24 protein-coding genes and 1 riboswitch are annotated in these 26,445 nt (G+C 69.0%); of the genes, 10 read left to right on the top strand and 14 right to left on the bottom strand.

Annotation, left to right across the window (positions count from 1 at the left end; genetic code table 11):
* Positions 1–24 precede the first annotated feature (24 nt).
* From ABLE43_RS19985 to ABLE43_RS20005, 5 genes are all read right to left on the bottom strand, one after another.
* Positions 25–1,881 carry an ABC transporter ATP-binding protein/permease gene (locus ABLE43_RS19985; RefSeq protein WP_348979906.1) on the bottom strand — a complete coding sequence of 619 codons (1,857 nt, stop codon included), beginning with the start codon at positions 1,879–1,881 and terminating at the stop codon, positions 25–27.
* Between the two features lie 87 nt (positions 1,882–1,968).
* Positions 1,969–2,610 (bottom strand): hypothetical protein, encoded by a 642-nt coding sequence (locus ABLE43_RS19990; protein ID WP_348979907.1) that lies wholly within the window; start codon positions 2,608–2,610, stop codon positions 1,969–1,971.
* Positions 2,611–2,761: 151 nt separating this feature from the next.
* Entirely contained in the window at positions 2,762–5,500 is a 2,739-nt protein-coding gene (locus tag ABLE43_RS19995; protein WP_348979908.1) for a TonB-dependent siderophore receptor, read from the bottom strand.
* A 121-nt stretch (positions 5,501–5,621) separates the two neighbouring features.
* Positions 5,622–6,569: a FecR family protein gene (locus ABLE43_RS20000; protein ID WP_348979909.1), complete on the bottom strand. Its 948-nt coding sequence runs from the start codon at positions 6,567–6,569 to the stop codon at positions 5,622–5,624.
* Positions 6,559–7,119 (bottom strand): RNA polymerase sigma factor, encoded by a 561-nt coding sequence (locus ABLE43_RS20005; protein WP_348979910.1) that lies wholly within the window; start codon positions 7,117–7,119, stop codon positions 6,559–6,561. Before ABLE43_RS20005 ends, ABLE43_RS20000 begins: the two co-directional genes overlap by 11 nt.
* A gap of 201 nt (positions 7,120–7,320) precedes the next feature.
* Here ABLE43_RS20005 and ABLE43_RS23205 point away from each other — a divergent pair, with 201 nt between their 5' ends.
* Positions 7,321–7,518, top strand: coding sequence for a transposase (locus ABLE43_RS23205; protein ID WP_425475294.1), 198 nt, complete (start codon positions 7,321–7,323; stop codon positions 7,516–7,518).
* 523 nt (positions 7,519–8,041) lie between these two features.
* On the opposite strand, the gene ABLE43_RS20015 is transcribed toward ABLE43_RS23205, so the two are convergent.
* Positions 8,042–8,398 (bottom strand): serine hydrolase, encoded by a 357-nt coding sequence (locus ABLE43_RS20015; protein WP_348979911.1) that lies wholly within the window; start codon positions 8,396–8,398, stop codon positions 8,042–8,044.
* Between the two features lie 57 nt (positions 8,399–8,455).
* Complete coding sequence (locus tag ABLE43_RS20020) at positions 8,456–9,418, bottom strand: extracellular catalytic domain type 1 short-chain-length polyhydroxyalkanoate depolymerase (protein WP_348979912.1); 963 nt, start codon at positions 9,416–9,418, stop codon at positions 8,456–8,458.
* 93 nt (positions 9,419–9,511) lie between these two features.
* Here ABLE43_RS20020 and ABLE43_RS20025 point away from each other — a divergent pair, with 93 nt between their 5' ends.
* Positions 9,512–10,114 carry a TetR/AcrR family transcriptional regulator gene (locus tag ABLE43_RS20025; RefSeq protein WP_348979913.1) on the top strand — a complete coding sequence of 201 codons (603 nt, stop codon included), beginning with the start codon at positions 9,512–9,514 and terminating at the stop codon, positions 10,112–10,114.
* A gap of 20 nt (positions 10,115–10,134) precedes the next feature.
* On the opposite strand, the gene ABLE43_RS20030 is transcribed toward ABLE43_RS20025, so the two are convergent.
* The gene (locus ABLE43_RS20030) at positions 10,135–10,734 is read right to left on the bottom strand and encodes an integrase arm-type DNA-binding domain-containing protein (protein WP_348979914.1); all 600 of its coding nucleotides are present in this window, start codon (positions 10,732–10,734) and stop codon (positions 10,135–10,137) included.
* A 295-nt stretch (positions 10,735–11,029) separates the two neighbouring features.
* Here ABLE43_RS20030 and ABLE43_RS20035 point away from each other — a divergent pair, with 295 nt between their 5' ends.
* Positions 11,030–11,389 (top strand): PilZ domain-containing protein, encoded by a 360-nt coding sequence (locus ABLE43_RS20035; protein ID WP_348979915.1) that lies wholly within the window; start codon positions 11,030–11,032, stop codon positions 11,387–11,389.
* A 36-nt stretch (positions 11,390–11,425) separates the two neighbouring features.
* Here the strand turns inward: ABLE43_RS20035 and metE are convergent, their stop codons facing one another.
* Positions 11,426–13,714, bottom strand: a complete 2,289-nt coding sequence (gene metE / locus ABLE43_RS20040; RefSeq protein WP_348979916.1) for a 5-methyltetrahydropteroyltriglutamate--homocysteine S-methyltransferase — start codon at positions 13,712–13,714, stop codon at positions 11,426–11,428.
* A gap of 114 nt (positions 13,715–13,828) precedes the next feature.
* Positions 13,829–14,051, bottom strand: a riboswitch (cobalamin riboswitch).
* A gap of 42 nt (positions 14,052–14,093) precedes the next feature.
* Positions 14,094–15,248, bottom strand: coding sequence for a Na+/H+ antiporter NhaA (gene nhaA / locus ABLE43_RS20045; RefSeq protein ID WP_348979917.1), 1,155 nt, complete (start codon positions 15,246–15,248; stop codon positions 14,094–14,096).
* Between the two features lie 101 nt (positions 15,249–15,349).
* Between nhaA and ABLE43_RS20050 the strand changes: the two genes are divergently transcribed.
* From ABLE43_RS20050 to ABLE43_RS20060, 3 genes are read left to right on the top strand one after another with little or no spacing between them, the layout of a single operon-like run.
* Positions 15,350–16,714: an FAD/NAD(P)-binding protein gene (locus tag ABLE43_RS20050; RefSeq protein ID WP_348979918.1), complete on the top strand. Its 1,365-nt coding sequence runs from the start codon at positions 15,350–15,352 to the stop codon at positions 16,712–16,714.
* A gap of 48 nt (positions 16,715–16,762) precedes the next feature.
* Positions 16,763–17,638 carry a fatty acid desaturase gene (locus ABLE43_RS20055; RefSeq protein ID WP_348979919.1) on the top strand — a complete coding sequence of 292 codons (876 nt, stop codon included), beginning with the start codon at positions 16,763–16,765 and terminating at the stop codon, positions 17,636–17,638.
* Positions 17,631–18,434, top strand: a complete 804-nt coding sequence (locus tag ABLE43_RS20060) for a phosphate/phosphite/phosphonate ABC transporter substrate-binding protein (RefSeq protein ID WP_348979920.1) — start codon at positions 17,631–17,633, stop codon at positions 18,432–18,434. Before ABLE43_RS20055 ends, ABLE43_RS20060 begins: the two co-directional genes overlap by 8 nt.
* Positions 18,435–18,537: 103 nt before the next feature.
* Here ABLE43_RS20060 and epsC read toward each other — a convergent pair whose 3' ends face one another.
* On the bottom strand, positions 18,538–19,455 hold the full coding sequence (gene epsC / locus ABLE43_RS20065; protein ID WP_348979921.1) for a serine O-acetyltransferase EpsC: 918 nt from the start codon (positions 19,453–19,455) through the stop codon (positions 18,538–18,540).
* 124 nt (positions 19,456–19,579) lie between these two features.
* Positions 19,580–19,840 (bottom strand): hypothetical protein, encoded by a 261-nt coding sequence (locus ABLE43_RS20070; RefSeq protein ID WP_348979922.1) that lies wholly within the window; start codon positions 19,838–19,840, stop codon positions 19,580–19,582.
* Between the two features lie 295 nt (positions 19,841–20,135).
* Between ABLE43_RS20070 and ABLE43_RS20075 the strand changes: the two genes are divergently transcribed.
* The 4 genes from ABLE43_RS20075 to ABLE43_RS20090 all read left to right on the top strand — a co-directional run bounded on the left by ABLE43_RS20075 (position 20,136) and on the right by ABLE43_RS20090 (position 24,761).
* Positions 20,136–21,431 carry a dicarboxylate/amino acid:cation symporter gene (locus ABLE43_RS20075; RefSeq protein ID WP_348979923.1) on the top strand — a complete coding sequence of 432 codons (1,296 nt, stop codon included), beginning with the start codon at positions 20,136–20,138 and terminating at the stop codon, positions 21,429–21,431.
* Positions 21,432–21,520: 89 nt separating this feature from the next.
* Positions 21,521–22,045, top strand: a complete 525-nt coding sequence (locus ABLE43_RS20080) for a ferritin-like domain-containing protein (protein ID WP_348979924.1) — start codon at positions 21,521–21,523, stop codon at positions 22,043–22,045.
* 77 nt (positions 22,046–22,122) lie between these two features.
* Positions 22,123–23,694: an amidase gene (locus ABLE43_RS20085; protein ID WP_348979925.1), complete on the top strand. Its 1,572-nt coding sequence runs from the start codon at positions 22,123–22,125 to the stop codon at positions 23,692–23,694.
* Positions 23,694–24,761, top strand: a complete 1,068-nt coding sequence (locus ABLE43_RS20090) for a DUF3616 domain-containing protein (RefSeq protein WP_348979926.1) — start codon at positions 23,694–23,696, stop codon at positions 24,759–24,761. The genes ABLE43_RS20085 and ABLE43_RS20090 overlap by 1 nt, the downstream gene beginning before the upstream one ends.
* 7 nt (positions 24,762–24,768) lie before the next feature.
* Here the strand turns inward: ABLE43_RS20090 and ABLE43_RS20095 are convergent, their stop codons facing one another.
* Together ABLE43_RS20095 and ABLE43_RS20100 are read right to left on the bottom strand one after the other, a co-directional pair.
* Positions 24,769–25,761 carry a TerC family protein gene (locus ABLE43_RS20095; RefSeq protein WP_348979928.1) on the bottom strand — a complete coding sequence of 331 codons (993 nt, stop codon included), beginning with the start codon at positions 25,759–25,761 and terminating at the stop codon, positions 24,769–24,771.
* A 76-nt stretch (positions 25,762–25,837) separates the two neighbouring features.
* Positions 25,838–26,044 carry a hypothetical protein gene (locus ABLE43_RS20100; RefSeq protein ID WP_348979927.1) on the bottom strand — a complete coding sequence of 69 codons (207 nt, stop codon included), beginning with the start codon at positions 26,042–26,044 and terminating at the stop codon, positions 25,838–25,840.
* Between the last annotated feature and the right edge of the window lie 401 nt (positions 26,045–26,445).

A 26,445-nucleotide genomic window follows, 5' to 3' on the forward strand; every position in this document is an offset into this window, starting at 1 on the left:
GCGATCTCATCTTCGGGTGCCCGATCAGCCTAGCGCGGTCGCGTCCCGCAGGGCGAAGGTGCCCGCGCGGGGTGCACGCGCCGCGCCGAGCGGTTCGCGGGCCACCATTTCGATCGCGTCCGCATCCACCATCTCCCAGCCGCCGCCCGGCAACAGACGCAGCGCACGGTCATGAAAGCGCAGGATCGTTTCGCGGTGGCCGACGCTGACGAAGGTCACGCCGCTGCGGATCAGCGCTTCGTACAGCCGTGATTCGGTCGGAATGTCGACCGCGCTGGTCGATTCGTCGAGAAACACGAAGCTGGGACGCGAGATCAGGATGCGCGCGAACGAAATGCGCTGTTGCTCGCCCAGCGAGAACACCTTGCTCCAGTCCTTCTGCGCGTCGAGGCCGCCGGCCTTCTCGATCAGGTCGGGCAGGCAGACGCTGTCCAGCACCGACTGCAGCTCGGCTTCGCTCATATCCTCCCGGCCATGCGGGTAGAGCAGCTGCGCGCGCAGGTCGCCGAGCATCATATAGGGCTTTTGCGGCACGAACATCATATCGTCGGCTTGCGGCAGGATCATCGTGCCGGTGCCGCGTGTCCACAGCCCCGCCATCGACCGCAGGATCGAACTCTTGCCCACGCCGGTCTGGCCGATGATGATCAGGCTTTCGCCCGGCTCGACAGCCAGGGAGACGTTCCGGGCCAGCCGTTGTTCGCCGCCCGGGGTCTGGAAGCTGACGTCGCGCAGTTCGATCCGCGCGTCGCGTTCGATACGGATATGGGTTTCGGCCCGCGCGGCGTCGCGGTCCATGTCGTCGAACCGCTCGACGATCTGCGCCAGCCGCACCACGCGCGGTGCGACGCCCGCCAGGAACGGGATATAATCCTGAAGCGACAGGATCGACATGCGCATCTGCAGCGCGGCGTTGGTCGCCAGCGCGATCACCCCGAACTCGATCCGGCCGCCGAAATACAGCGGATAGACCAGGAACAGCGGCGCGATCGTCCAGATATCGGTGAAGGCCCGCGTCACGACGGCCGTCTTCAACTGATAGCAGAAGATGTCGAGCTGCTTGCGCACGACCCGGCGCATCCGGCTCTGGACCTGGCGTTCCTCCATCCCCTCGCCACGGAAGAAGGCGATCGTCTCCGCATTGTCGCGCACCCGCAACAGGCCGAAGCGGAAATCGGCATTGGCGGCGACCAGATCGAAATTCTTGCGGATCAGCGGCCAGTAGATCGCCGTCTGCACGACAAGGCTGAGGATCGAATAGACGATGACGAACGTCGTCATCGCCGAGGTCACCTGCGTCAGCAGCAGGCCGTTGGTCAGCATGACCAGGATCGTCGCCATGACCTTCGTCGGGAATTCCAGCACGGCCTTGACGAAGGGTTCGACATTGTCCTGGATACGCTCATCGGGATTATCGATGTCGTCCTTCATCGCGATGTCGTAATAGGTCTTGTTCTGCAGGTAGCGCGCGACCATCCAGTCGGTCATCCAGCGATACCATTGCGTCTTCATCAGCATGTTGAGCAGGCCGAGGATCTGGTCGTACCCCCATTTGCCCAGCGCCAGCGCGAACAGCAGCCAGAAGAACCATCGCCACTGCGCTTCGTCGCGCGCAACCAGCAGGTTGGCCTGCTCCGCGGTCATCTGCGCGACACGGTAGTTGTAATAGGCCCAGACCGGGCCGACGAGGATGCCGAACGCCAGCAGGAGCCAGGATTTCCAGTGCGCGCGGTCGCTCCAATAGGGCTTGGTCAGGCGCCAGATACGCCGCGCCAGCCGCCCGTCCAGCCGATAGTCGCGCGGATCGATGTGGACCGCGGCGATGTCGTCACCATCGCGGGATCTGGCAACGGCGGCCGGTGGCGGCGTGGTCGATGTCATGGGCTGGCAACCTGAAGGATGAGGTGGGGCGTCGCAGAAAGGAACGAGTGCGCCGCCGCCGGATCGCAAAGCCGCCGGTCGGTCGCGTCAGTATCCGCGCAGCGCCCTGGCGTTGAGCTGGAAGCCGGGCCGGTCCGCCGACACCAGTTCATGGCCATGGCGCCACAGTCGCAGGCCGTTGTCGGTGTCGCCCTGGCCGACCACCGTCACCCCGACCAGCAGCATCCCCGCAGATGCGAAGCGGGTGATGAGCGCGGCGGGCTTGCCGGCGTCGCCGCCGGCCTTGATCGCGGCCTGCGCCGCGGCGCGGCAGCGTTTCAGGCCGGCAAGCGCGGCGTCGCGTGCCGGCGCGCTTGCCGCCGCCGTCACCTTGGCGGCACCGCGCTGATAGGCGCTGGCGGCGGAGAAGGCCGGACGACACCGGGCGAACAGCGTCGACTTGCGGTCGACGTTCCTGTCCGCATCCAGCCGCTTGAGCAGCGTATCGTAGCTGGCGCGATAGGTGCCGGCCTGTCCGGCGGCATAATCCTGTCGCTGTTCTTCCTTCTGGCGGACATACATGAACTGGCGCGGGATCATGTAGTTGCTGTCGAGCGCGGCATAGGCATCGCCGGCGCCGGCGGCCTCCCGGTCCTTGACCGATTGTTCGAAGCCGGGGTTGGGCCGGTTGTCGCAGGCGGCAAGCGACAGCGTGGCGGCAAGGATGAAGACGGCACGGGTGGCGATCACGTCGGGGTTCCTTGGGCGATCCATCGCTCGGCGGGGCGACCGGGATCGCGAACGGTCGTACCCATGCAGGCAGAACGAGTGGGAATCGGGCGGATCGCAAGACGGGCAGTCAGCAGGGGCCCGCCCGTCGCCCTGCCCGGTCAGGCGCGCGTCACCATTTGCCGCGTACGCTGAACATCGCCGAGCGCGGCGCGCCGTACCAGTTGCCGTTGTTGACGCTGCCGACCGTCGCATAATAGGTCTTGTCGAGGATATTGTCGAAGTTGACCGCGGCCGACCAGCGATCGGACAGGCGATAGTCGATCCGACCCGACACGAGGACATAGGCCGGCAGCATGAAGCTGAACGGCACGCGATTGGGCGGCGCGCTCGACGCGCAGCTCTGGGCACCCGTGACCGGATTGGGGGTGCCGACCAGATTGACGCAGACAGTGCCGGATCGATAGGCCGACGACTGGCCGTTGGCACCGCCCGAGACGCTCAGGCGCGACAGTGCCCCGGCATGACCCGCCGCGCCGAAATCATGGCTCGCCCACAGCTTGTACAGGTGCCGGGGCGCAATGGTCAGGAGCGGCAGGCCCTGGTTCGTCCCGGTCCCGCTGCCTTCGTACCGGTTGCGATTATAGGTGTAGCTGGCCGAAACCTGCCAGCCGCCCCCGATCGCGCCGGTGATTTCGGCGTCCACGCCGCGGCTGACGTTGGTTCTGTCGGGGTTCGCGACGTAGCAGCAATAGCGCCCGCCGCCGAGATCCTGGCGCGCACCGTCCAGCACGCCGAAGCCTTTCTGCCGGATGAGATAGGCGGCAAGCGTGACATTGAGCCGGCCGTCGTTCGGTGCCCATTTGAATCCGCTCTCGACATTGGAGCCCGTCACCGGCGCGAGCGCCGCGCCATCGGCGGTGACAAGGGACGACTGGTCCTGATAGATGTCGGCGTAGCCGATATAGGCCCTGAGCGTTGCGGTGACGTCGGCGGACAGGCTGCCCGAGGGCGGCCAGCTGACATGACTGGTCGCATAGGCCTGGCTGGTCTGCGAATGGACCGCTCCGATGCCGAGGGTCGCACAGGCCGTGGTCGACGTGTTGACGCACAGCCGATTGTTGGTGGCGCGCGTATCCGACCGGTTCCATCGTATCCCGGCATCGACATGGATGCGATCGATGGGCGTCAGGCTGACGGTCGCATAGCCGACCGACTGGATGATCTTGTTCACCGGATAGACGCTTGCCGGCAGCGAGTTGCGCGGTTCGCTGTACAGCGGGTCGGCGGCGTTGAAGGCGAAGACGGCGATCGCCGGCCGTGTGCCGTTGGGCGACCCCGGATAAAAGTTCGGCCCCCCGGCATAGGGTTGGTACGGGGCGGCGGCGGTGCCGAGCATCAGGCTGTTGTAGCTCCTCTGTCCGCTGGCATCGTTTACTGCCTTGTTGGCGCCGATGGTGATCTCCTGCCGCTGGCCGAACAGGTAGAAGCTCCCGCTCACCATCGCTTCGAGCGACAGCTGATCGCTGAAGTGGTCGACGAAAAGGCTGTCCATCATCGGTCCACGTTGATTCGTCGGATTGACCGCGCCGTTGGAAAGGCCGACCTTCTGGGTGCTATCCTGGCGGTTCCAGGTCAGGTTGAGCTTCGCGGTCCAGTCCCCGCCCAGCTTCTGTTCGACGCCGCCGAATATCTCCGTGGTCCGGAAATCCCACCGGTTCCACGAAAAGCAGAGGCAGGTCGAACGCGGCAGTCGAAGCTCGCCACCGTTCAGATACCGCGGCAAGCCGCTCTGCCAGGGAAGACTGTTCTGCCGGGTATAGTTGACCCCCGCGGTCAGCAGCGTGGTCGGCGTCGCGTCCAGCTTGGCGATGCCGTAGACGAGGGTCTTGTCGTCCCTGGCGCGGTCGTAGAAATAGTGCCGGTCCTGGTAGGTCATCACCAGCCGGCCGCGCAGCTTGCCGTCCCATGCCAGCGGCGATGTCACATCGGTGACGACGCGGTAGTCGCTCCAGCTGCCCGCCTGCGCATCGACCGTGAATTGCGCGTGGTCGAGCGGCTTCTTGCGCACCAGATTGACCGTGCCGCCGGGCGTACCGTAACCGTTGAACCGGCCGGCCGCGCCGCGCAGCAGCTCGACATGATCGTAGACCGACATATCGATCTGGGGAACGAAACTGATGTTCGTCGAGAGCGGGGCACCACCATCGATCTGGATGCTGCCGACCTCGAAACCGCGCGAGTAGAAGATCGTTTCGAGGCTGCTCAGCCCTTGTACCAGCGACACCCCCGGCAATTGCCGCATCGCCTGGGTATAATCCTGCACCACCTGCTGCTGCATCCGCTCGCTGGTCAGCACGCTGACCGACTGCGGTACGTCCTTGATCGACTGCGGCACCTTGCTGCCGATCGTCAGCGCGCCGCTGGTGAAGCTCTTCGTCCCCTCGGTCGCGGTGACGTCGCGCGATCCGTTGACGCCGTTGACCTCCGCCGCGACGCCGGCGCCGCCGTAATGGGGCGACCCCTGCGCGCCCTCGACCCGCACCGCGCCCGTCACGCGCTCGCCGTCCGCCGTGGTGGTCGCCGCGGCTTCGATCGTGACCACGCCCGTGCGCAGCCAGCGCCAGCGCAGGCCTGTCCCCGCCAGCAGCCGGTCCAGCGCCTGCGCCGGGGGCAGCGCGCCGTCCACCGCATTGGCCTGCACGCCGCCGGTCGTATCGCTGTCGAACACCACCTGCACGCCCGCCTGCTCCGACAGCGACAACACGCTCTGCGCCAGCCGTCCGGCGGGAATGTGGAACGTCTTCGGACGGGCGGCGTCGGCGTCGGCGGTCTGCGCGGTCGCCGACGAGGCGATGGTCAGCGCGGACAAGGCGACGGCGGATAGCAATAGGCGCGTGCGTGTGGTCATCGTGAGCGTTCCCCCCATTTCCCTCGAAACAGACCGCCTGTTCGCGTGCCTGCCCGATGAAGACGCACCGGAGCCGCTCGACCATTAGCGGGGACGTGGAAAGTTTTCGTCTTCGCCCCGGTCAGCGTCGCGCGACGACTAGCCACGGCCCCAGCCGATAGGCACGCGCACCGCTGCGGGCGAGGATCGCGTCGGCCGCGGCCCTGGGGCGCGACAGGTCGATGGCGCCGGTGATGCGATGGCGCGCCAGCGCCCCGTCGAGCATGACCGGCCGACCGCCGCCGTGCCGGGCGAGGTCGTCGAGCACGTCGCCGATCGGCACGGCGACGAATTCCAGCCGGTCGCGCTGCCACGCCAGCGGGTCGGACGCGGGCTGGACGAGGCGGCCGTGCCCGTTGCCGTCGAACCGTGCGGCCTGGCCCCGTGTAAGACGCATGGCGCGCCCGCGGGGCGCGGTCAGCTCCACCGTCCCCTGCGTGACCGCCAGTTCCCCGCCGTCCCCGCGCAGCGTGACCGCGAAGGCCGTGCCGATGTCGCGGATCTGCGCCTTGCCGACCGCGACGACGAACGGCCGCGCTTCATGGGCGACGGCGAACCATGCCCGCCCCTTGAGCAGGCGGATGCGGCGATGGTCGGCGTCGATATCGGCGGCGACCGCGCTGTCGCCGTCCAGCACGACGCGCGAGCCGTCGGCCAGCGTCAGCCGGCGGATCTCCCCGGTCGCGCTACGGGCATCGGCGGAGAGCGCGAGGCGGACCTGCGGCGCGACGACCGCCAGCGCCACGGCGATCGCAACGGCGCCTGCCGCGCGGCGGCCCCGCCCGTTGCGTCCCGCGCGGCCACTTTCCTCGCCGGCCATGACGGGCAGGGGCGCGGACAGGCCGTCGAGGCCGGACCATAGGCCTTCGATCTCGGCATAGGCCTGCGCATGACTCGGATCGGCGGCAAGCCAGCGCGCGAAATCCTCCCGTTCGCGCGCGGTAGTCGCACGATCGCGCAGGCGAACGAACCAGTCTGTGGCGGCTTCGCTTGCCCGATCGGGTTCGGAACCAGGGTCGTCACACGTCATGCTGGCGAAGACGCACCACGACCGCCGGACCATTAGTCTCCGCATCGTCGCGATAGCGTCGCAGCGCATCGCGACACTGGCCGAGCGCCTTCACCATATGGACCATCACCGTATTCTTCGCGATCCCCAGTCGCTGCGCGATGTCGCCATAACTGTATCCGTCGAACTTGTGCAGCCGGAACACCTCGCGGGGCCTAGGCGGCAGCGCTTCGATCGCGGCGGCCAATACCCGCAGTTCCTCGCGTGACAGCAGGATCGCTTCGGCGGCAGGCTGCAGATCCGGAATGCGCGCCAGTTCGTAAGTATCGCCCGCACCGGTCGCGTGGCGCACCCGCTGTCGCCGTGCATGATCGACCAGCAGGTTGCGCGCGGCGGCGAACAACCAGGCACGCGGGTTGATGAGCGTCGTATTGCCCGGCAGTGCCGCCGCACGCAGATAGGCTTCCTGCGTCAGGTCGGCGGCGACGGCGGCATCGCCGGTGCGCCGGGTCAGGTACGCTGCGAGTTCGTCCCAGTGATGCTCCAACGCCTGTCCCGCCGCCTGCGCCATCGTCCCGTTCGAACCTCCGTCGGAGCCATTGCCCTGACCGATAACGAGCTGGCAGGGCGGCAATCGCAACCGGGCGGCCGGATCGAGGGCCGCTCAATGGGCAGGTCCCCATTCCTGCATGTTCAAGGGCCATCGCCTGTTTGATCGTCCCTCGGATCGACGGACACCGATGATAGGCTCTGCGGAGCCGGTAGGTGTATGATGGCGAGTAGGACGAAGCGTCGGTTCACGGATAAGTTCAAGCGCGAGGCGGTGGCGCTGTGGGAAACCAGCGGCCGACTGCAGACCGAGGCGGCAACCGAGTTGGGGATAGTGCCGGCGATGCTGCGTCGCTGGCAGCGCAAGCGCAGGAGATCGGTGCCCCGCCGACAAGCCCGGCGGCGAAGCCGCCAGTATTGACGATGGCGTCGCCAGCGGATCAGGCGTCCGAAATCGCGCGGTTGCGTCGCGAGCTGGATCGGGCGCGGATGGAGCGTAACATCCTAAAAAAAGCCGTCGGCATCTTTGCGGAGATGCCGCGGCGGAGTTCGCTTTCATCGAGCAGCATGCGTTCACCCGGCCGGTGAACGTCATGTGCCGCATGCTCGGCGTGTCGCGCCGCGGCTGTTACGACTGGCGCGGTCGGGCGCCGATTGCGCGGACGACGGCGAACCTGGCGCTGCTTAGTTGTTTGATCCCATGGTTTGATGGTGCGATCCTTTCGTTGGAATGGAAGGAAATAGCCGCGGTCATAGTCGATCCACGGCGTCCACCCGAACGCACCGGGACTGGAGACGAGGCGCGGCGAGGCGCAGCGGCTGGTGAAGGTCGCGTCGTCGCATTCGCGCCACGACGCCAGCGCATAGTGCCACGGGCCGGCAGCAGTTACGGCATCGGGGCGTTGAGGACCGGCAGGCTGGCGGTGCGATCGGCGGTCCAGCCGTCATGTCGGCCAGTAGCTCAGATATTTTTGGGGATGGTCGGACGGGGTCATCCGTCCCGCCTCGACGAGCCGCAGGATGGTGACGCCCGACAGCATCTTGGTCGCCGAGGCGATCGGCGTGATCGCGGTCGGCGAGAAGCCGCCCGTGCGATAGCTGTAGATCGCGCCGCTGCGCGTGCCGATGACGACATAGAGTTCCGAGACCGGCGAGGCGTCGATCGCAGCCTGAACGGCGGTGAAGTCTGTCGTTGGTATGGGCGTGGGTGTCGTCGCCGACCCGGAATCGCTACCGCCACATGCCGAAAGCCACGCGCTGGCGAGCAGGATGAAAGCGAAACGGCGGAGACATCTGGTCATCGGCAATTCCCCGCGCAGGCAATACGATAGCGAGTGGGAGTTGTTCGACCGCGAGCCTTACCGCGCATGCGCCTGGAAGAAGTTCCAGATTGCGTCGGTCGCGTCGATCGGCGCGGGGCCGTCGCCGTCGCCCATGCGCCGCGTGCTGCCCGATCCCGGCCAGCTATGGCCGCCTCGCGGCAGATCGTAGAACAGCACGTCCGCATTGCCCCGGCAGCCGGTCGAGCTTTCCGTTGTCACGCCCGTTTGCGACTGGACTGCAGGCGCGGCGGTGCAGCCATTGGCGGCACGCCAGAAATCGACCGAATAGCGGACCGGCTCGAACGGCTGCGTCTGCGCCTTGGCGACGAACCCGGTCCGGCTCATACCGCCGGTGAAGCCCACCACCGGGTCCTGCTCGCCGTGCATGACGAGCATCGGCACGGGCGTGCGCGGCGTGGCCTCGTTGCCGAATAGCGCGCCTGACACGACCGCCGCCGCTGCGATCCGGTCGCTCAGCGCGATGGCGACGCGATGGGTGAGCATCCCGCCGTTGGAGAAACCGGCGACATAGACGCGCTTCCGGTCGATCGGCACCTGGCGCGCGACGTCATCGATGACGGAGGCGACGAAGCCCACGTCGTCCACCTTGCGCGACACCGCCTCGCCGCAACAGCCTCCCGCGTTCCAGGTGCCCATGCGATCGTTGCGGCCGATCCCCTTGGGCGCGGCAACCACGAGGCCGGCGGCCCGCGCCCTCGCGGCCCAGCGCGGGATCATCGTTTCGGGGCTGCCGCCACCGCCGTGCAGCACGATCACCAGCGGCGCGGGTTCGCTGCCGCGATGCGCGTCGAGCAGCAGATAGCTTCGATCCAGCCCGCCGAGCTTGAGCGTCCTCGCGACGGCGCCGGCGGTGTCGCCCGTAGACCGCGCGGCACGCGCCTCGCGCAGCCGCTCGAACAGGCGGGGCCGCCCGTCGACGACCGTGGGCAGCGAGGCGACGACGACGCCGCAGGAAACGAGGATGGCAAGGCTTTTCATGACGCGCGGCTCCGTTCCGACAGCAGGCTGGTTCGATGATGTTACCGTTCAGTAACGCCTTGTTACTTTCCGGGTGATGAATAGCTTTAGGAGATGACCGGCACGTATGCAGACATGCTGGAGGAACACCGCGTGTCGAGGCGAGCGGTGCTGCTCAGCGAAGCCGCGAGGGCAATCGACGCGCATGGCCTGCGCAGCGCGACCATTGAGGGTATCGCCGCGCAGGCGGGTGTCGCCAAGGTCGTGCTCTATCGCTACTTCAAGTCAAAGGACGGTCTGATCGATGACATGCTGGCGGACCTGGTCGAAGCGCTGCTTCGGGCGGACGAGATGCCGGCGGCGCGTTGGAGCGAGCGGCTTCCCCACACGCTGGCGCTGGCCCGGGAAAAGCGCGCGGCCCTGCGCGTGCTGCTACGGCAGACGCCACATGATCCCCGCTTCGGACGGCATCTCCAGCATCTTCATGCCGTGATGACAGAGCGAACCACCCTGCGCATTCGCGAGGCGCTGGGCGAGCCGGGCGCGATGCCGGGAGACCCCGCCATGCTGGCGCGCATGGTGTCGACCTTTCTGCTCGACGCGTATCTCAACTGGCTGGATGATGAAAATCCGGCGCAGGAGACGGCGTTTCTGGAATGGCTCACTTCCAGCGTGCGGTCGATGACACGGCAATGGTGGGGTAGCGCGAAACGTTGAAACCGGTCCGGCTCAACTTGCTATCGGAGTTCTGGTCGCATCAAAGGTAGACCCGGATTGGTTCCGCCGGTTCGATATCCCCACAGCTCGGCGCAGTTGAACATCTTTTTGAGGCACGCAAGGGTCGTGTTGGCTGCTCCGGGGGTGTGAGCAAGCTGGAGCATCAAGGCGGCTACGTCTGGCCGCGTGAGGTCGGCGACCTTGATCTTCCCGAGCGCGGGAATGATGTGATTCTTGATATTCCGGCGGTTCCGGTAGCCGGTACCCGGCTTGTTGTGGGGTATGGAATGCTGCTCGATGAACTGGGCGCAGAACTCCCGGATTGTCGGGTTAGTCCGGGCTCGGATTTTGCCGAGTGATGGATTTCCGCCGGCACGAACGCTGGCCTGCCATTCCTGAGCCAGGGCTCGGGCCTGCTCGACGGTGAGCTTTCCAAATCGACCAATGGCTGGCTTTCGCCTGTTGCCGCCGACGGTTCGGTAGGAGAGCATGAAGACCTTGCGCCCGCTCGGGGTGACCGTGCATAGGAAGCCGGGAACGACGCTGTTGCGAAGGTCTTGGTCGGTCGTCTCCGGTCGGGCGCTTTCGATGGCAGTTTTGGTGAGCTTGAGGGTGGGCATTGCAGTCTCCGGACTGCCCATTTTCGAGGTGCCACATCGGAGCCACGGAAAAGTGACGCAGGGCGCACCAGGTTTCGGCCAGGAGCATCATAATGCCGGATAAGTACCTGTTATAGAGGCACTATTCCAACTACAGCGCGACCTGGCGTAAGCGGTGGTATCACCGATTCCGAAGCTCGAAATCGGATTCCGCAAGGAGTGCTGGTTCGAGCCCGGCCAGGGGCACCACCTACCCGCCCGGTTTAACGCCGCGTTAAAATCCGGCGTGCGACCCTCTTCGTCGATGACCGAGTCCATGCCCGATTCCGTGCCGGCGCGCGAACGTCGCAGCAGTGTCATCCTCCGTGCGCTGGTCGAAACCGGTACGGATGCGGTCGAATGTCGGGTGCGCAACCTGTCGGCGTCGGGCGTCTGCATCGACAACGACGCCGCCCTGGCGCCGGGTGCACGGGTGCTGGTGTCGATGGGGTTGCACCACCGGATGCGGGGCGAGGTGATGTGGACCGACGATCGCTTCGCGGGCGTGCGGATCGACGGGGGGCGGATCGACATCGACTCCGCGCGCCGCCCGCGGGGTACCATCGCCACCCTGTCGCCCACGGTCGCGGGGTGGCTGGCGCAGATCGACGATCCCTATCATCGCCGCCAGCGGTGAGGACCGGCCGGGTCGCCCCGGCCGATCCTCCTGCGCTCAGGCAGGCACGCGCAGATCGGCGCGCAGCGTCCGCGCCGCCGCGACCATCGCCTCGATCGCCGGCTTGACCTCTTCCCAGCGGCGGGTCTTGAGGCCGCAATCGGGGTTCACCCACAGCTGTTCGACCGACAGATGCGCCTGGGCCAGCCGGATCAACTCGACCATCTCGCCCTCGCCCGGCACGCGCGGGGCGTGGATGTCATAGACGCCCGGCCCGATCGCGCCGGGATAGCGATAGGCGGCGAAGCCTTCGAGCAGTTCCATCTGCGATCGCGCCGTCTCGATCGACAGCACGTCGGCGTCCATCGCGCCGATCGCGGGCAGGATGTCGTTGAACTCCGCATAGCACATATGGGTGTGGATCTGCGTCGCATCCGCCACACCCGCCGCGCTCAGCCGGAAACAGTCGACCGCCCAGCCGAGATACGTTCCCCGGTCGCGGCGGCGTAAGGGAAGCCCTTCGCGCAGCGCCGCCTCGTCGATCTGGATCGCCTTCGCGCCCGCCGCCTCGAGGTCGAGCACCTCGTCGCGGATCGCCAGCGCGATCTGGCGGCAGCTGTCCGCGCGCGGCTGGTCATCGCGCACGAACGACCAGTTGAGGATGGTGACGGGGCCGGTCAGCATGCCCTTCATCGGCCGGTCGGTCAGCCCCTGCGCATAGCGCCACCAGGCGACGGTCATCGGTTCGGGCCGGGCGACGTCGCCGTACAGGATCGGCGGGCGGACGCAGCGCGAGCCGTAGCTCTGGACCCAGCCATGGACGGTGAAGGCGAAGCCCGACAGCCGCTCGCCGAAATATTGCACCATGTCGTTGCGCTCGAACTCGCCATGGACGAGCATGTCGAGCCCGACCTCCTCCTGCCAGCGCACGGCGCGTTCGGTTTCTTCGCGCAGGAACGCTGCATAGGCGGCATCGTCGATCCGTCCGCGACCATGTTCGGCGCGGGCGTGGCGCACCGCCGCCGTCTGCGGGAAGGATCCGATGGTGGTGGTGGGGAAGGGGGGCAGGTCGAGCACCGCCGCCTGCGCCGCGATCCGCGCCGGGTGGTCGGATGCGCGGGCGTACATCGCCGGGGTGACGGCGGCGGTACGGGCGGCGACCGCTGCGTCATGGATGCGCGGCGACACGCGGCGGGCGGCGGCGGCGCGGGCGGCATCGGCCAGCGCGTCGGCGACGCTCTCGCGCCCTTCGTTCAGCGCCTCCTTCAGGATCGCCAGCGCCTCGATCTTCTGCACCGCGAACGCCAGCCACTGGCGCAGTTCGTCGTCGAGCTTCGGTTCCGCCGTCAGGTCCACCGGGACATGCAGCAGCGAGCAGGAGGGGGCGAGGATCACGTCGCGCGCGGCGGCTACGGCCTCGATCCGTTCCAGCACCGCGTCGAGATCGGCGCGCCACACGTTGCGCCCGTCGATGACGCCGAGCGACAGCAGCAGGTCGCGCGGTGCTGCGGCCAGCACCGCGTCGAGCTGTTCGGGCGCGCGCACCAGATCGACGTGCAGCCCCGCCACCGGCAGCGCGGCGGCGAGCGACAGATTATCCTCCAGCCCGCCGAAATAGGTGGCCAGCATCAGCTTCGGCCCGGCGCGCGACAGCCGGGCATAGGCGCGGGTGAAGGCGGCGCGTTGCCGTTCGGTCAGGTCCAGCACCAGCAGCGGCTCGTCGATCTGCACCCACTCCGCGCCCGCCTGCGCCAGTGCGGCCAGCAGGTCGACATAGCAGGCGAGCACCGCGTCGAGATGGTCGAGCGGATCGACCCCGCGCCCCTTGGCCAGCGCCAGCCACGTCACCGGCCCGAGCAGCACCGGACGGGTCGCGATCCCCTGTCCTTGCGCCTCGCGGAAATCGCCGAGCGGCTTGGCGGGGTCGAGCACGAAGCGCTGGTCCGCGGTCAGTTCGGGGACCATATAGTGATAGTTGGTGTCGAACCATTTGGTCATCTCGCACGCGGTCACGTCGCCGTGCGCGCAGGTGCCGCCGTTGCCGGTGCCGCGCGCCATCGCGAAGTAGGTGGCGAGGCCGTCGCCCGCGTCGCGGTAGCGCGCCGGGATCGCGCCGAGCATGACGCTGGTGTCGAGCACATGGTCGTAGAGCGAGAAATCGCCCGACGGCACCCAGTCGACGCCGAGGTCGCGCTGCCGCGTCCAATGGGTGCGCCGCAGGTCGGCGGCAGCATAGGCGAGTTCGGTGGCGGTCGTCTTGCCCGACCAGTGGCTTTCGAGCGCGAATTTAAGCTCGCGGCGTGCGCCGATGCGGGGGAATCCCAGCGTGGCGATGGTGACGGTCATTGCTTCATACCCCGTGTGAAGGGCGGGCGAGCAGGACGGGCACGCGCGCGACCGCGCGGACGGTGACGACCGGCCGCGGGGATGCAGGCGACCGATCCGACATCCCCGCCGGTGGACGTTATCGCGTCGAGGGCAGGTCTCCTGGCTCGCGGGTCGTCGCGCACGGTCGGGCCTTCCCGGCGGATCGCTCCGCCAGTGACGCATGATGACCGCCGCTCGCCGCTTACAGTTGCGGGGGCAGCGCCGGCCTTGGCCCTGCAAGGGCCGCACCGGCTTCCCGTCTTAGCTCCGCCGGTCCGGTGCGGATCGGCGAAGAACCTTCGACAGCGGCGATATCCACGATCGCGACCGGATCGTCAATCAGGATATAAAGACTTCGTTATATCGTAAAATGGCGTTCGCGCGTACTGCGCCGCAGGATCGCCCAGCCGAGCACGCCCGACAGCAGCGACCCGCCGAGCACCCCGATCCGCACCGAATCCATCACCGGTCCCTCGCCGAACGCCAGGCCGCCGATGAACAGGCTCATCGTGAAGCCGATCCCGCACAGCACCGTCATGCCCCAGAGCTGGCGGACGTTCGCCCCCGCGGGCGGCGGAGCGAAGCCGAGCCGCGTCAGCAGCTGCACGGTCGCGAATATCCCGGCCTGCTTGCCGAGGAACAGCCCGGCGATGATCCCGATCGGCACCGGCGCGATCAGGATCGCGGGCGTCAGTCCGGCGAACGACACCCCGGCATTGGCGAAGCCGAACAGCGGCAGCACGAGGAAGGTGACCCATGGCTGAAGCCCGTGCTCCAGCCGTTCGAGCGGCGGCACGGCGCCGGGCGTCCGCAGCGGCACGGTCAGCGCCACCGCGACCCCGGCCAGCGTCGCATGCACCCCCGACAGCAGCACCGCGACCCATATCCCGGTCCCGATCACCGCCCATGGCCACAGCGACCGCACGCCTGCACGGTTGAGCGCCACCAGCAGCGCCAGCCCGGCCACCGCCAGCCCGAGCGGGACCAGCGCGATCGAACCGGTATAGAAGATCGCGATCACCACGATCGCCAGCAGATCGTCGATCACCGCGATCGCGGTCAGCAGGATCTTCAGCGACAGCGGCACGCGCGATCCCAGCAGCGCGACGATGCCGAGCGCGAAGGCGATATCGGTCGCCGCCGGTATCGCCCAGCCGCGCGCGGTCGGCATGCCGCCGTTGAACGCGGTGTAGAGCAAGGCGGGAACCACCATCCCCGCCACCGCCGCCGCCCCCGGCAGGATGCGCTGCGACCAGGTGGCGAGCTGGCCGAGCAGCAGTTCGCGCTTCACTTCCAGCCCGATGAGCAGAAAGAACAGCGCCATCAGCCCGTCGTCGATCCAGTGGCGGGCGGTCAGCGGCCCGACATGCTGCTCCAGCATCGCGGCATAGAGCGGTGCGAGCGGCGAATTGGCGACCGCCAGCGCCAGCACCGCCGACAGCAGCAACAGGATGCCGCCGGTCGCCTCGCCGCGCAGCAGCCGGTGGATGCCCCGGGGGGCGACATGGGGCATCGCGATAGTCCTGTGGTGGTGGTGCGAACCCCGCATCCCTATCGCGCGGGGGGCGGCGTTCCTATACCCCCTCGGCACAACCGGTTTGAAAGGCCAGCCGCATGTCGTTGCCCGACCCGCATATATTGATCGTCGGCGGCGGGGCGTCGGGCACGCTGCTCGCGCTCAACCTGCTGCGGCAGGAGGGGCCGCGCGTCACGCTGGTCGAGCGGCGGACGGCGCAGCTCGCGCGCGGCGTCGCCTATAGCGCGGCGGACGACAGCCATCTGCTCAACGTCCGCGCCGCCAACATGAGCGCCTTTCCCGACGATCGCGACCATTTCGTCCGCTGGCTGGGCGCGCGCGGGCTAGGCGGTCCGACCAGCTTCGTGCGGCGCACGGTCTACGGCGCCTATCTCGCCGACCTGCTGGCCGGGGCGCGGGCGCAGGCACCCGACCGGCTGATGCTGGTGACGGGCGAGGTCGTCGCGCTGGACGACGGTGCGGATACGGTGACGGCGCGTTTCGCCGACGGAACGCACGCGACGTTCGATCGGGCGGTCCTCGCGCTCGGCAACCTCCCGCCGCATGCGCCCGAGGGGATCGACCTGTCGGCGCTGCCGCCCGGCGTCTATCGCGACGATCCCTGGGCGGGGGATATCGCCGAGGGCCTTGCCCCCGGCGATGCGGTGCTGCTGCTCGGATCGGGGCTGACCGCAGTCGATGCCGCGCTGCTGCTCGACCGGCGGGGGTTCCGCGGAACCGTCACCGCGCTGTCGCGCCGGGGGTTGCGCCCGCGGGTCCATGATCCCGAACAGCCGCCGGTCGATCCGGCGCGCGAGAAGCCTGCGCGCACCCTGTCGGCGCTGGTCCGCGAGGTGCGCGGCGAGGCGGCGCGCAGCGGCTGGCGCGGTGCGGTCGACGCGCTGCGACCGGTCACGCAACTGCTGTGGGCCGGGGCGGACGCGGGCCAGCGGCGGCGGTTCCTGCGCCATCTCCGCCCCTTCTGGGACGTGCATCGCCACCGCCTCGCGCCGGAGATCGGCGCGGCGATCGACGCGCTGGTCGCCGCCGGGCGGCTGCGCTTCCTCGGCGGGAAGGTGCAGGCGGTCGCCGCCGACGGCCGGTGCGCGACCGTGACGTGGCGACCGCGCGGGTCGGACGCGCGGCGGACCGAAGCCTTCGCCCGCATCGTCAACTGCACCGGTCCGCAGGGCAATCTGCTGCGCAGTCCCGAGCCGCTGCTGCGCCAGCTGACGGCGGCGGGCATCGTCCGGCCCGATGCCTGTCGGCTGGGGATCGACGTCGATGCCGCCACCCGCGTGGTGGCGGCGGACGGGCAGGCGCACCCCCGGCTCCACGCGATCGGCCCGATGACGCGCGGCATGTGGTGGGAAGTGGTCGCGGTGCCCGACATCCGCGTCCAGTGCGCGACGCTCGCCCGCGCGCTCTCCAACGCCCATTGGGTCGGCGGCGAGGGGCTGTAGCGCCGGACGCGCTTGCCTTTGCGCATATCCTATCAGTATAGTGGGATTATGAGCAAGGCGATCAGGCGGGTCGAGTGGCCCACGCTGCTGCTGGCGACGGCGGTCTATGGCGGCTGGGCGGCGGTGACGCTGTGGTGGGCGGTGCTGCCGGTCCCGCTGCTGGTGGTGCTGGGCGGCTGGTTCCTCGGCTGGCACGGGTCGTTGCAGCATGAGACGATCCATGGACACCCGACGCGGGTGCGCTGGATCAACGATGCGATCGGCGGCGTGCCGCTGTCGCTGTGGTTGCCGTACGGCGTGTATCGCCGGACGCATATCGCGCATCACCGCTCGCCCGAACCGACCCATCCGCATCATGATCCGGAGTCGCGCTACGTCGCGGGTGACGGACTGACCGCGCGCCTCGCCCGGATGCGCGCGACGCTGCTCGGGCAGATGCTGCTGGGGCCTGCGGCGGCGATCCTGCTGTTCCTGTCCGGCGAGGTGCGCCGCGCATGGCGCGAACCCGCCGCCTTCGCGCGCGAATGGGGGCCGCACCTGATCGGGGTCGCGCTGGTGCTCGTCTGGCTGGACGCGGTGGCGCTGCCGATCGCGACCTATCTGCTGTGCTTCGTGCTGCCGGGGCAGGCGGCGTCGCTGCTGCGCGGGTTCGCCGAGCATCGCGCCGACGCCGCCGGGCCGTCGCGCGCGGCCACCGTCACCTCGCACGGGCCGCTGGCGCTGCTGTTCCTCAACAACAACCTGCATGCCGCACACCATGCCTTTCCCGCCGCGCCGTGGTATCGCCTGCCGTTGCTGGAGCGGATGCGGACCGATCGGGCGGAGCCGCGCTATCGGGGGTATCGCGAGGTGGTGCGCCGCTTCGCGCTGCGCCCGCACGACCGGGTGCTGCATCCGGCGCTGGCGGCGGGCGACCATGGCTGAGATCGCATGGCTCGGCATGTACGACCACCCCGGCCAGCATGCCGCGAATGACGCGCTCTGGGCGGGGATCGCCGAAGACCTGCGGTTGCGCGGCGTGCGGGGGGTGCCCGCCCGGCTGACGCGCGGCGTGGGGACCGGGGAGGTGTGGTCGCATCCCGGCCTGCTGCTCGGCATGATCTGCACCCGGCCATGGGCCTTGGCGCATGACCGGCTGCGGCTGCTCGGCCATCCGGTCTATGCCGGGACGGCGACGCCGGGCACGCATCGCAGCCGGATCGTGGTGCGGCGCGACGATCCCGCGCGCGCCCTTGCCGACCTGCGGGGACGGCGGGTGGCGATCAACGACGCGGGATCGAACACCGGCATGGCGCTGCTGCGCGACCGGATCGCACCGCTGGCAGGCGGCGCGCCGTTCTTCGCCCCGGTGATCGAAACCGGCGCGCATGCCCGCAGCGCGGAGGTGGTGGCCGGGGGGCGGGCGGACGTGGCCGCGATCGACGAAGTGACCTTCGCCGCGCTCGCCCGCTTCGCGCCCGACGTGACCGGCGCGCTGCGCACGCTCGACTGGAGCGCGCCTGCCGCGACCCCGGCGTTCGTCACGGCGGCCACGACGCCGCCCGAGGTCGTCGCCCGTCTGCGCTCCGGCCTCGACCGGGTGCTCGCCGATCCCGTGCTGGCCGAGGCGCGCGCGGTACTGGGCCTGACCGGGATCGTGCCGAGCCGCGCCGACCTGCGCGCGCATGTCGCCCGACAGGATGCGGCGGCGGCAGCGGCGGGCTATCCTGCGCTCGCCTGAGCGCTACCGCCTGTCCGGAGTGGAGTCGGGGGACGTGCCGCAAGCGCTGCGCAGGGTGTCTCGACTGCGCTCGACACGAACGGTGGTGTGGTCGAACGACGCGCTATCGCTTGGTCACCACCGCTTCGGGTTGCAGCACCAGACTGCCCGGCGCCACGTCGCTCAGCAGCCAGACGTTGCCGCCGATCACCGTGCGGTCGCCGATCCGCACCCGGCCGAGGATCGTCGCCCCGGCATAGATCAGCACGTCGTCGCCGATGATCGGATGCCGCGCCTCGCGCTCGGCCAGCGGACCGCGCGGGGGTTCGTGGCCGTTCGGTCGCCGCCCGCGCCCGCCGAGCGTGACATGCTGGTACAGCCGCACCCGCGCGCCGATCACCGCCGTCTCGCCGATCACCACGCCGGTGCCGTGGTCGATGAAGAAGCTGGGGCCGATGGTGGCACCCGGATGGATGTCGATCCCGGTGCGTTCGTTGGCCAGTTCGGACACGATCCGCGCCACGATCGGCGCGCCGAGCGAATCGAGTTCATGCGCGATGCGGTGATGCAGGATCGCGGTCGCGCCGGGATAGCAGATCAGGATCTCGTCCACGCTGCGCGCCGCCGGATCGCCGCGAAAGATCGCCGCGACATCGGTGTCGAGCAGCGAGCGGATGCGCGACAGCGTGCCCGCGAACAGCCGCACCACCTCGCCCGCGCGGCCCGGTTCGGCAACCAGCCCCTGCACATCGTGCCAATAGGCGAGTTCCTGCTCGACCTCGCCCGCGATCAGGTCCAGCGCGGTGGCGATGCGATCGGCGACGAAGCCGTCCTCCGCCGCCGCATCGCCCCGGAACCGCCCGAGCCGCGCCGGGAACAGTGCCTCGGCCAGCAGCCGCACCGCGCGGTCGAGCGGATCGCGCGCGGGGAAGCGTTCGGGTGCCGGGCGGCTGGGCTGGGCATGGCGCCATGCCGCCCGCGCCGCCGCCAGCGCGCGGGTCGCGTGCGTCACGGCACGATCGCGTTCGGGGTCGAGGGTCATGCGCGGTCCTTCCAGACAAAAAGGCGGCCGGACGACGGATCGCCCGGCCGCAAGGCTACGCTGGTCGCTTAGGGAGCTACACCGAGCGTCGCAGGACACGGGCGGCGGGTGCCGCCCGCGAAGGTCAGAGGGCGGAATTGCCGATGGCGTTGCCGAGCGGTTCGGGCGCGGGCAGGTCCGCGCCGTTCAGCGTGCCCGCGTCATTGCCGAACGCCTCGTCCGCATAGGTGGCATCGTTGGCCAGCAGCGTATCGTTGGCGGGCAGTTCCTCGACGTTGCTCAGGTTCGCCTCGGCGGTCGCGCCGTTGTCGACCGCGTTCGATCCCGAACAACCGGCGACGCCCGCCGCCAGCACCAGCCCGAATGCCGCAAGTACAGTCTTCAAAATTCGTCTCCCGAATATCGCCGGTCGCGTTCGCCGACGGCGTCGCGAGCCGCCCCCGTTGGCGGTGCGGTCATCCTAGCCGGATGCGGCTGCGGTGCACCATTCCTATTCTTTTGGTAGGATAATGTTTATCTTTAGCCGGGCCGGGATGCGGCCCCAAGAAAAGCTACGCTGCGACAAACCGGAATCGAGTTTGCCGCATCGCAGCATTATCCTACTCGGTATGTGGGATAAATCTCGCCGCCGGGCCGGTCGTCCGGCGGCGTGCGCCATCGACGGACGTGGGATCACTGGCATGCGGCTACGACTACCCGGCTTCGGCATCCAGGTGCTGTTCGGCATGATCGCCGGACTGGCGCTGGGCTTCCTCGCGCAGCAGCTTGGGGCGGACGGCGGCGCGGCGCTGGGGCAGGGGCTGCGCACCGTGGGGCAGGTGTTCGTGCAGCTGCTCAAGGCGCTGGTGCCGCCGCTGGTGTTCACCGCGATCGTCGCCTCGGTCGCGTCGCTGCGCGAGTTGCAGGACGCGACCCGGCTGGTGGTGCGCACGCTGCTGTGGTTCGCGATCACGGCGGGGATCGCGGTGTCGATCGGCATCGCGCTGGGCCTCGCGGTCCAGCCGGGGATCGGCGCGGGCGTTTCCGCCACCGCCGCCAAACTGCCGCAGACGACCGGGTCGTGGCTCGATTTCCTGACCGGGCTGGTGCCGGTCAATTTCCTCGGCCTCAGCGCAGCGACGACCGAGACCGACGGCGTGCTCAAGACCAGCATCGCGTTCAACGTGCTCCAGATCATCGTCGTCGCCATCGCGGTCGGCGCGGCGGCGGTGCGCGTGGGGGAGGCGGGGGCGGCGTTCCTCGCCTTCAACGAATCGGCACTCAAGGTTTTTCGCCAGCTGCTGCGCTGGGTCATCGCGCTGACCCCGATCGGCACCGCCGGGCTGATCGGCGACGCGGTGTTCCGCTATGGCTGGCACACGCTGTCGGCGCTGGGGGCGTTTACCGGCGCGGTCTATGCCGGGCTCGGGCTGGTGCTGTTCGTGGTCTATCCGCTGCTGCTGCTCGCCAACGGCCTGTCGCCGCGCAAGTTCTTCGCCGGGGCGTGGCCCGCGATCCAGCTCGGCTTCGTGTCGCGCTCGTCGATCGGCACGCTGCCGGTGACGCAGGACGTGACCGAGCGCGCGTTCGGCGTGCCGCGCGCCTATGCCGCGTTCGCCGTGCCGCTCGGCGCGACGACCAAGATGGACGGATGCGCCGCCATCTATCCGGCGATCTCGGCGATCTTCGTCGCGCAATTCTATGGCCTGCCGCTGCACTTCGGCGACTATGTGCTGATCGTGCTGGTGTCGGTGCTGGGATCGGCGGCGACCGCCGGGCTGACCGGGGCGACGGTGATGCTGACGCTCACCCTGTCCACGCTCAAGCTGCCGCTGGAGGGCGTCGGGCTGCTGCTGGCGATCGATCCGATCCTCGACATGGGTCGCACCGCGGTGAACGTCGCGGGACAGACGCTGGTGCCATGGATCGTCGCCAGGCGGTCAGGCCTGCTGGCCGCCGGGGATCAGGATGCGCCCGCTACCGCCTCAATAACTTAAGTTATTCAACAAAAACATCTTTTTTGGAACGCTGTTCTCCGGATCGGGTTGATTGGGCGAATGTCCCGAACCCACCGGAGGAACTGCCGATGCCCGCCGACCACGACACCCTGCGCGACCTGTTCGTCACCGGCCTGAAGAACGCCCATGCGGTGGAGAAGCAGGCACTGTCGATCATGACGCCGCAGATCGAGCGCATCACCAACTATCCCGAAGTCGCCGACCGGCTGCGGCTGCACGTCGACGAGACGAATGCGCAGATCGCGCGCATCGACGAACTGCTTGCCGGGTTCGACACGTCGGGTTCGTTCCTGAAGGACACCGCGCTCAGCATGTCGGGCGGCATGGCGGCGATCGGCCACAGCGTGGCGGGCGACGAGATCGTCAAGAACAGCTTCGCCAACTATGCCTTCGAGCATTTCGAGATCGCCAGCTACAAGTCGCTGCTGGTGCTGGCCGAGGACGGCGGCTTTACCGACGCCACGCTGCTGCTCACCCGGTCGCTGGAGGAAGAGCTGTCGATGGCGCAGTGGATCGACGAATCGCTGCCGCTGGTGACGCGCCGCTATGCCGAACTGTACGCGACGGAGGGCAGCGGCACCGCCAAGGTGTGACGCCCGCGCCGCTTTCCCCGTGACAGCGTCCCCGCTTTCGGGAAGATTATTCCCGACAGCGAAACGGGGACACGGGAATGCGGACACTGGCATGGGCGATCGGGCTGGCGGCGGCGGCCCCGGCGGCGGCGCAATCCGTACCCGTCGAGGAACGCAGCGCCGCCACGCTCGCCGACGCGCTGGCGAGCGGGCGCACCACCGCCGAGGCGCTGACCCGCGCCTATCTTGCCCGCATTGCCGAGATCGACCGGACCGGACCGACGCTGCGTTCGGTGATCGCGATCAACCCTGATGCAGTCGCGCAGGCGCGCGCGCTGGATGCCGAACGGCGCGCCGGGCGGGTGCGCGGGCCGCTCCACGGGCTGCCGGTGCTCATCAAGGACAATATCGAGACGCGCGAGAATGCGACGACGGCGGGCAGCCTCGCGCTCGCCGACAACCGCACCGGGCGCGACGCGCCGGTGGTGGCGCGGCTGCGCGCGGCGGGGGCGGTGATCCTCGGCAAGACCAACCTGTCCGAATGGGCCAATATCCGCTCCGATTCCTCGATGAGCGGGTGGAGCGCGGTCGGCGGGCTGGTGCGCAACCCCTATGCGCTCGATCGCACGTCGTGCGGATCGTCGTCGGGCACCGGCGCGGCGATCGCCGCCAGCCTCGCCGCGATCGGGGTGGGGACGGAGACGGACGGGTCGGTCGTCTGCCCTTCGGCGATGAACGGGCTGGTCGGGTTGAAACCCGGCATCGGCCTCGTCAGCCGCACCCATGTCGTGCCGATCAGCCACAGCCAGGACACGCCCGGCCCGATGGGGCGCAGCGTGCGCGACGTCGCGCTGCTGCTGACCGCGATGGTCGGCAGCGATCCTGCCGATCCCGTGACCGCCGAGGCGGACGGCAAGCGGCGCGACTATGCCGCCGGGCTATCCGCCGATGCGCTGAAGGGCGTGCGGCTCGCCGTCCTGCGTCCCACGATGCCGCCTGCGCTGGCCGAACGCTATGCCGCCGCGCTCGACCGGCTGCGCGCGGCAGGGGCGGTGCTGGTCGAGGCGAAGCTGCCCGACCTGCCCGGACTGGGCGCGAACGAACTGACGGTGCTCAAGGCCGAGTTGAAGGCCGACCTGAACGCCTATCTCGCGAGCGTCCCCGCCAACGGCCAGCCGCGCACGCTGGCGGAGGTGATCGCGTTCAACGAACGCGAGGCGGCGCGCGAGATGCCGTTCTTCGGCCAGGAACTGTTCGTCGCGGCGCAGGCGATGCCGGGGCTGGACGATCCCGCCTACCAGCGCGCCCGTGCTGACAGCCAGCGTCAGGCGGCGGCGGCGATCGACGGCGTGCTGCGACAGGCGCAGGCGGCGGCGATCGTATCCCCGACCTATGGCCTGCCGTGGCTGTCCGATCCTGCGAACGGCGACCAGTTCTCCGGCCCGTCGGCCAGCCAGCTGCCCGCGGTATCGGGCTATCCGCACCTGACCGTCCCGATGGGGCTGGCGCGTGGGCAGCCGGTCGGGCTGTCGTTCATCGGCACCGCCGACAGCGAGGGCACGCTGTTGCGCGCCGGTTACGCCTATGAAGCCGCCGCCCGTGCCCGCGTCGCGCCCACCTATCCGGCGAGCGCCCCGGCGATGCTCGACGGCAGCGTCGGCGCACGCTGATGCACGGCTGGCGCAAACCGACGAAGCCGGTGGGCGAGGAGCGGCTGCTGCTCGACGCCGTCCCGGGCGACGACGATCCGATCGCCGACCTCTCCGCCGCCGCGCGCCACGGGAGCACGCTGTTCCTCGGCAGCGACGAGGGGGTGTGCATCGAACGGCTGTTGCGCACCGAAGGCGGCTGGGACCGGCATGCCCGCATCCCGCTCGACAGCCTGTTGCCCTTCGATCCGGCGGGCGAGGCGGATATCGAGGGGCTGGCCGAGGACAGCGGCTGGCTGTGGGTGCTGGGATCGCATGCCCGCACCCGGCCCAGGATCGCGACCCGCGACGACGAGCGGATCGACCTCGCCGACTTCGCCAAGCTGAAGGACACCCGCCCGCGCTGCCTGCTGGCGCGGGTGCCGCTGGCCCCCGATCCGGCGCTGCCCGGCGCGATGCTGCCGGTGCCGCGCGACGGCGACCGGCGGGCGGGGATGCTGCGGCTGGGCGAGCGCGGCAACCGGCTGGCGCGGCTGATGGCGCTCGATCCGCTGCTCGGCCCCTTCACCCGCGTCGCCGTCAAGGAAGGCGGCGTCGATCTGGAAGGCATCGCGGTCGCCGGGGACCGGATCGCGATCGGCATGCGCGGGCCGGTGATCCGCACCCATGCCGTGCTGCTGGAATGCACCCTTGCCGCCAAGCCCAAGGGACGGCTGGTGATCGTGTCGCCGCTCTCCAAGCGGCTGCTGGCGCTCGACGGCCTCGGCATACGCGACCTGAAGCGCGACGGCGACGACCTGCTGATACTGGCGGGACCGACCACCGGGCTCGACGGGCCGTGCCACATCTATCGCTGGCAGGGCTGGGCGGGCGATCCGCCGCGCGACGCGGAAATCGTCCGGCTGCACCGGCCCGAACGGATCATCGACCTGCCGTTCGGGCGCGGCGACGATCATCCCGAAGGGCTGCTGCTGCTCGACCGGGCCGACGGTGGACGCGACGTGGCGGTGATCTGCGACAGCCCGGCGAAGGCGCGGATGGGCGACGGCGGGCGCAGCGTGCGCTGCGACCGCTTCCGGCTGCGATAGCGACCCGTCACCCGCCCGTCCGGGTAGCCGCCGGCACCCTTTTCCGCGTCTTCCACAACGACCACGCCACGCCGGTGCCGAGGATCGCGAAGGTGATGCCGAGCGACGCGGCGGGCGGGAACTTGGCCAGACCCAGCAGGTCGGCGACGAAGACCTTGGAGCCGATGAACACCAGCAGCGCGGCCAGCGCATACTTCAGGTAATGGAACCGGTCGACCATCGCCGCCAGCGCAAAATACAGGGCGCGCAGGCCGAGGATCGCGAAGATGTTCGAGGTATAGACGATGAACGGATCGGTCGTGATCGCGAAGATCGCAGGCACCGAATCCACCGCGAAGATCACGTCGGCGCACTCGATCATCACCAGCGCCAGCAGCAGCGGCGTCGCGATCCGGCGCATCCGGCCGGTCGCCGGATCGGCCTCGCGGACCCAGAATTTCTCGCCGTGCAGCCTGTCGGTCACGGCCATGCGCCTGCGGATCCAGCGCAGGACCGGCGAATCGGCCACGTCCTGCTCGGTCTCGGCGGTGCGCCACATCTTGATGCCGGTGAAGATCAGGAAGGCGGCGAAGACATAGAGCACCCACTCGAACCGATCGACCAGCGCCGCACCGAAGCCGATCATGATCGCCCGCAGCACGATCACGCCGAGGATGCCCCAGAACAGCACCCGGTGCTGGTACACGCGCGGGATCGCGAAATAGCCGAAGATCATCGCGATGACGAAGACATTGTCCATCGCCAGGCTCTTCTCGATCACGAAGCCGGTGACATAGTTCAGGCCCGCCGTCGGGCCGACATACCACCATATCCATGCCCCGAAGGCGAGGCCGAGGGTGATATAGCCCGCCGACAGGGCAAGGCTTTCGCGCACGCCGATCTCGCGCTGCCCGCGATGCAGCACGCCGAGGTCGAGGACGAGCAGCGTCGCGACGACGCCGAGGAACGCCAGCCACATCCAGACCGGCGTGCCGAGGAACAGCGAGGTGAACATTTCCATCATCGGGTTTCCCAGAGGAATTGCGGGGTCGGGCACCCCGGATCGTCACGACGCAACGATCCGGGCGCGTTCGGGATCATTCGGCGTTCGGCCGGGAAGCGATGCGGTCCGGCCCTCCGGCCATCGGCGGCGTCAGCGCCCGCAGCCGCGCCTTGACGCGCTGGCGCAACCGCCGGAGCCGGAACAGGTCGAGCGGACGCGGGACGCCGCGATCCGTCGCTCGGCGGATGTGGTCGTCCAGTCGCTGATGCAAGCGGGTCATTCGGAAGACGATGGTGCGCAATGCCCCTCTCCAAGTCTGCAACCGGAAGATCGGGTCGACAGCGATGCGCAGCGCGGAAAGCCAGGCCAGATCGAGACAACCCGATGCGGTCCGACATCACGATCGTCCGAAGGAGGATCGCCAGAGGGGCCCGGCCCGCACCTCGGACATAGGTCGATCTGCGAAGGGTTGCAACGCTGCGACCATGCCGGTCCGCCGCACGCGGATCGCTGCCGCGGGCGTCGCCGCCAAGGTTCGTGGCGTGTGGTCATGGCTTGTTGCGGGGTGGAAAGCTGGTTGGAACGAAAAAACCTGCAGAAAGTTATTGACGCCTCTGAGCGTGGTCCGTATATGGCGTTTCACCGGACGGGGAGACGCTCTTTGCTTCTTCGTTCGGTTGCCTCGCTGATCTTCGGGTCGTG

Source organism: Sphingomonas silueang (assembly GCF_040049155.1).
GTDB classification, from domain to species: Bacteria; Pseudomonadota; Alphaproteobacteria; order Sphingomonadales; family Sphingomonadaceae; genus Sphingomonas; species Sphingomonas silueang.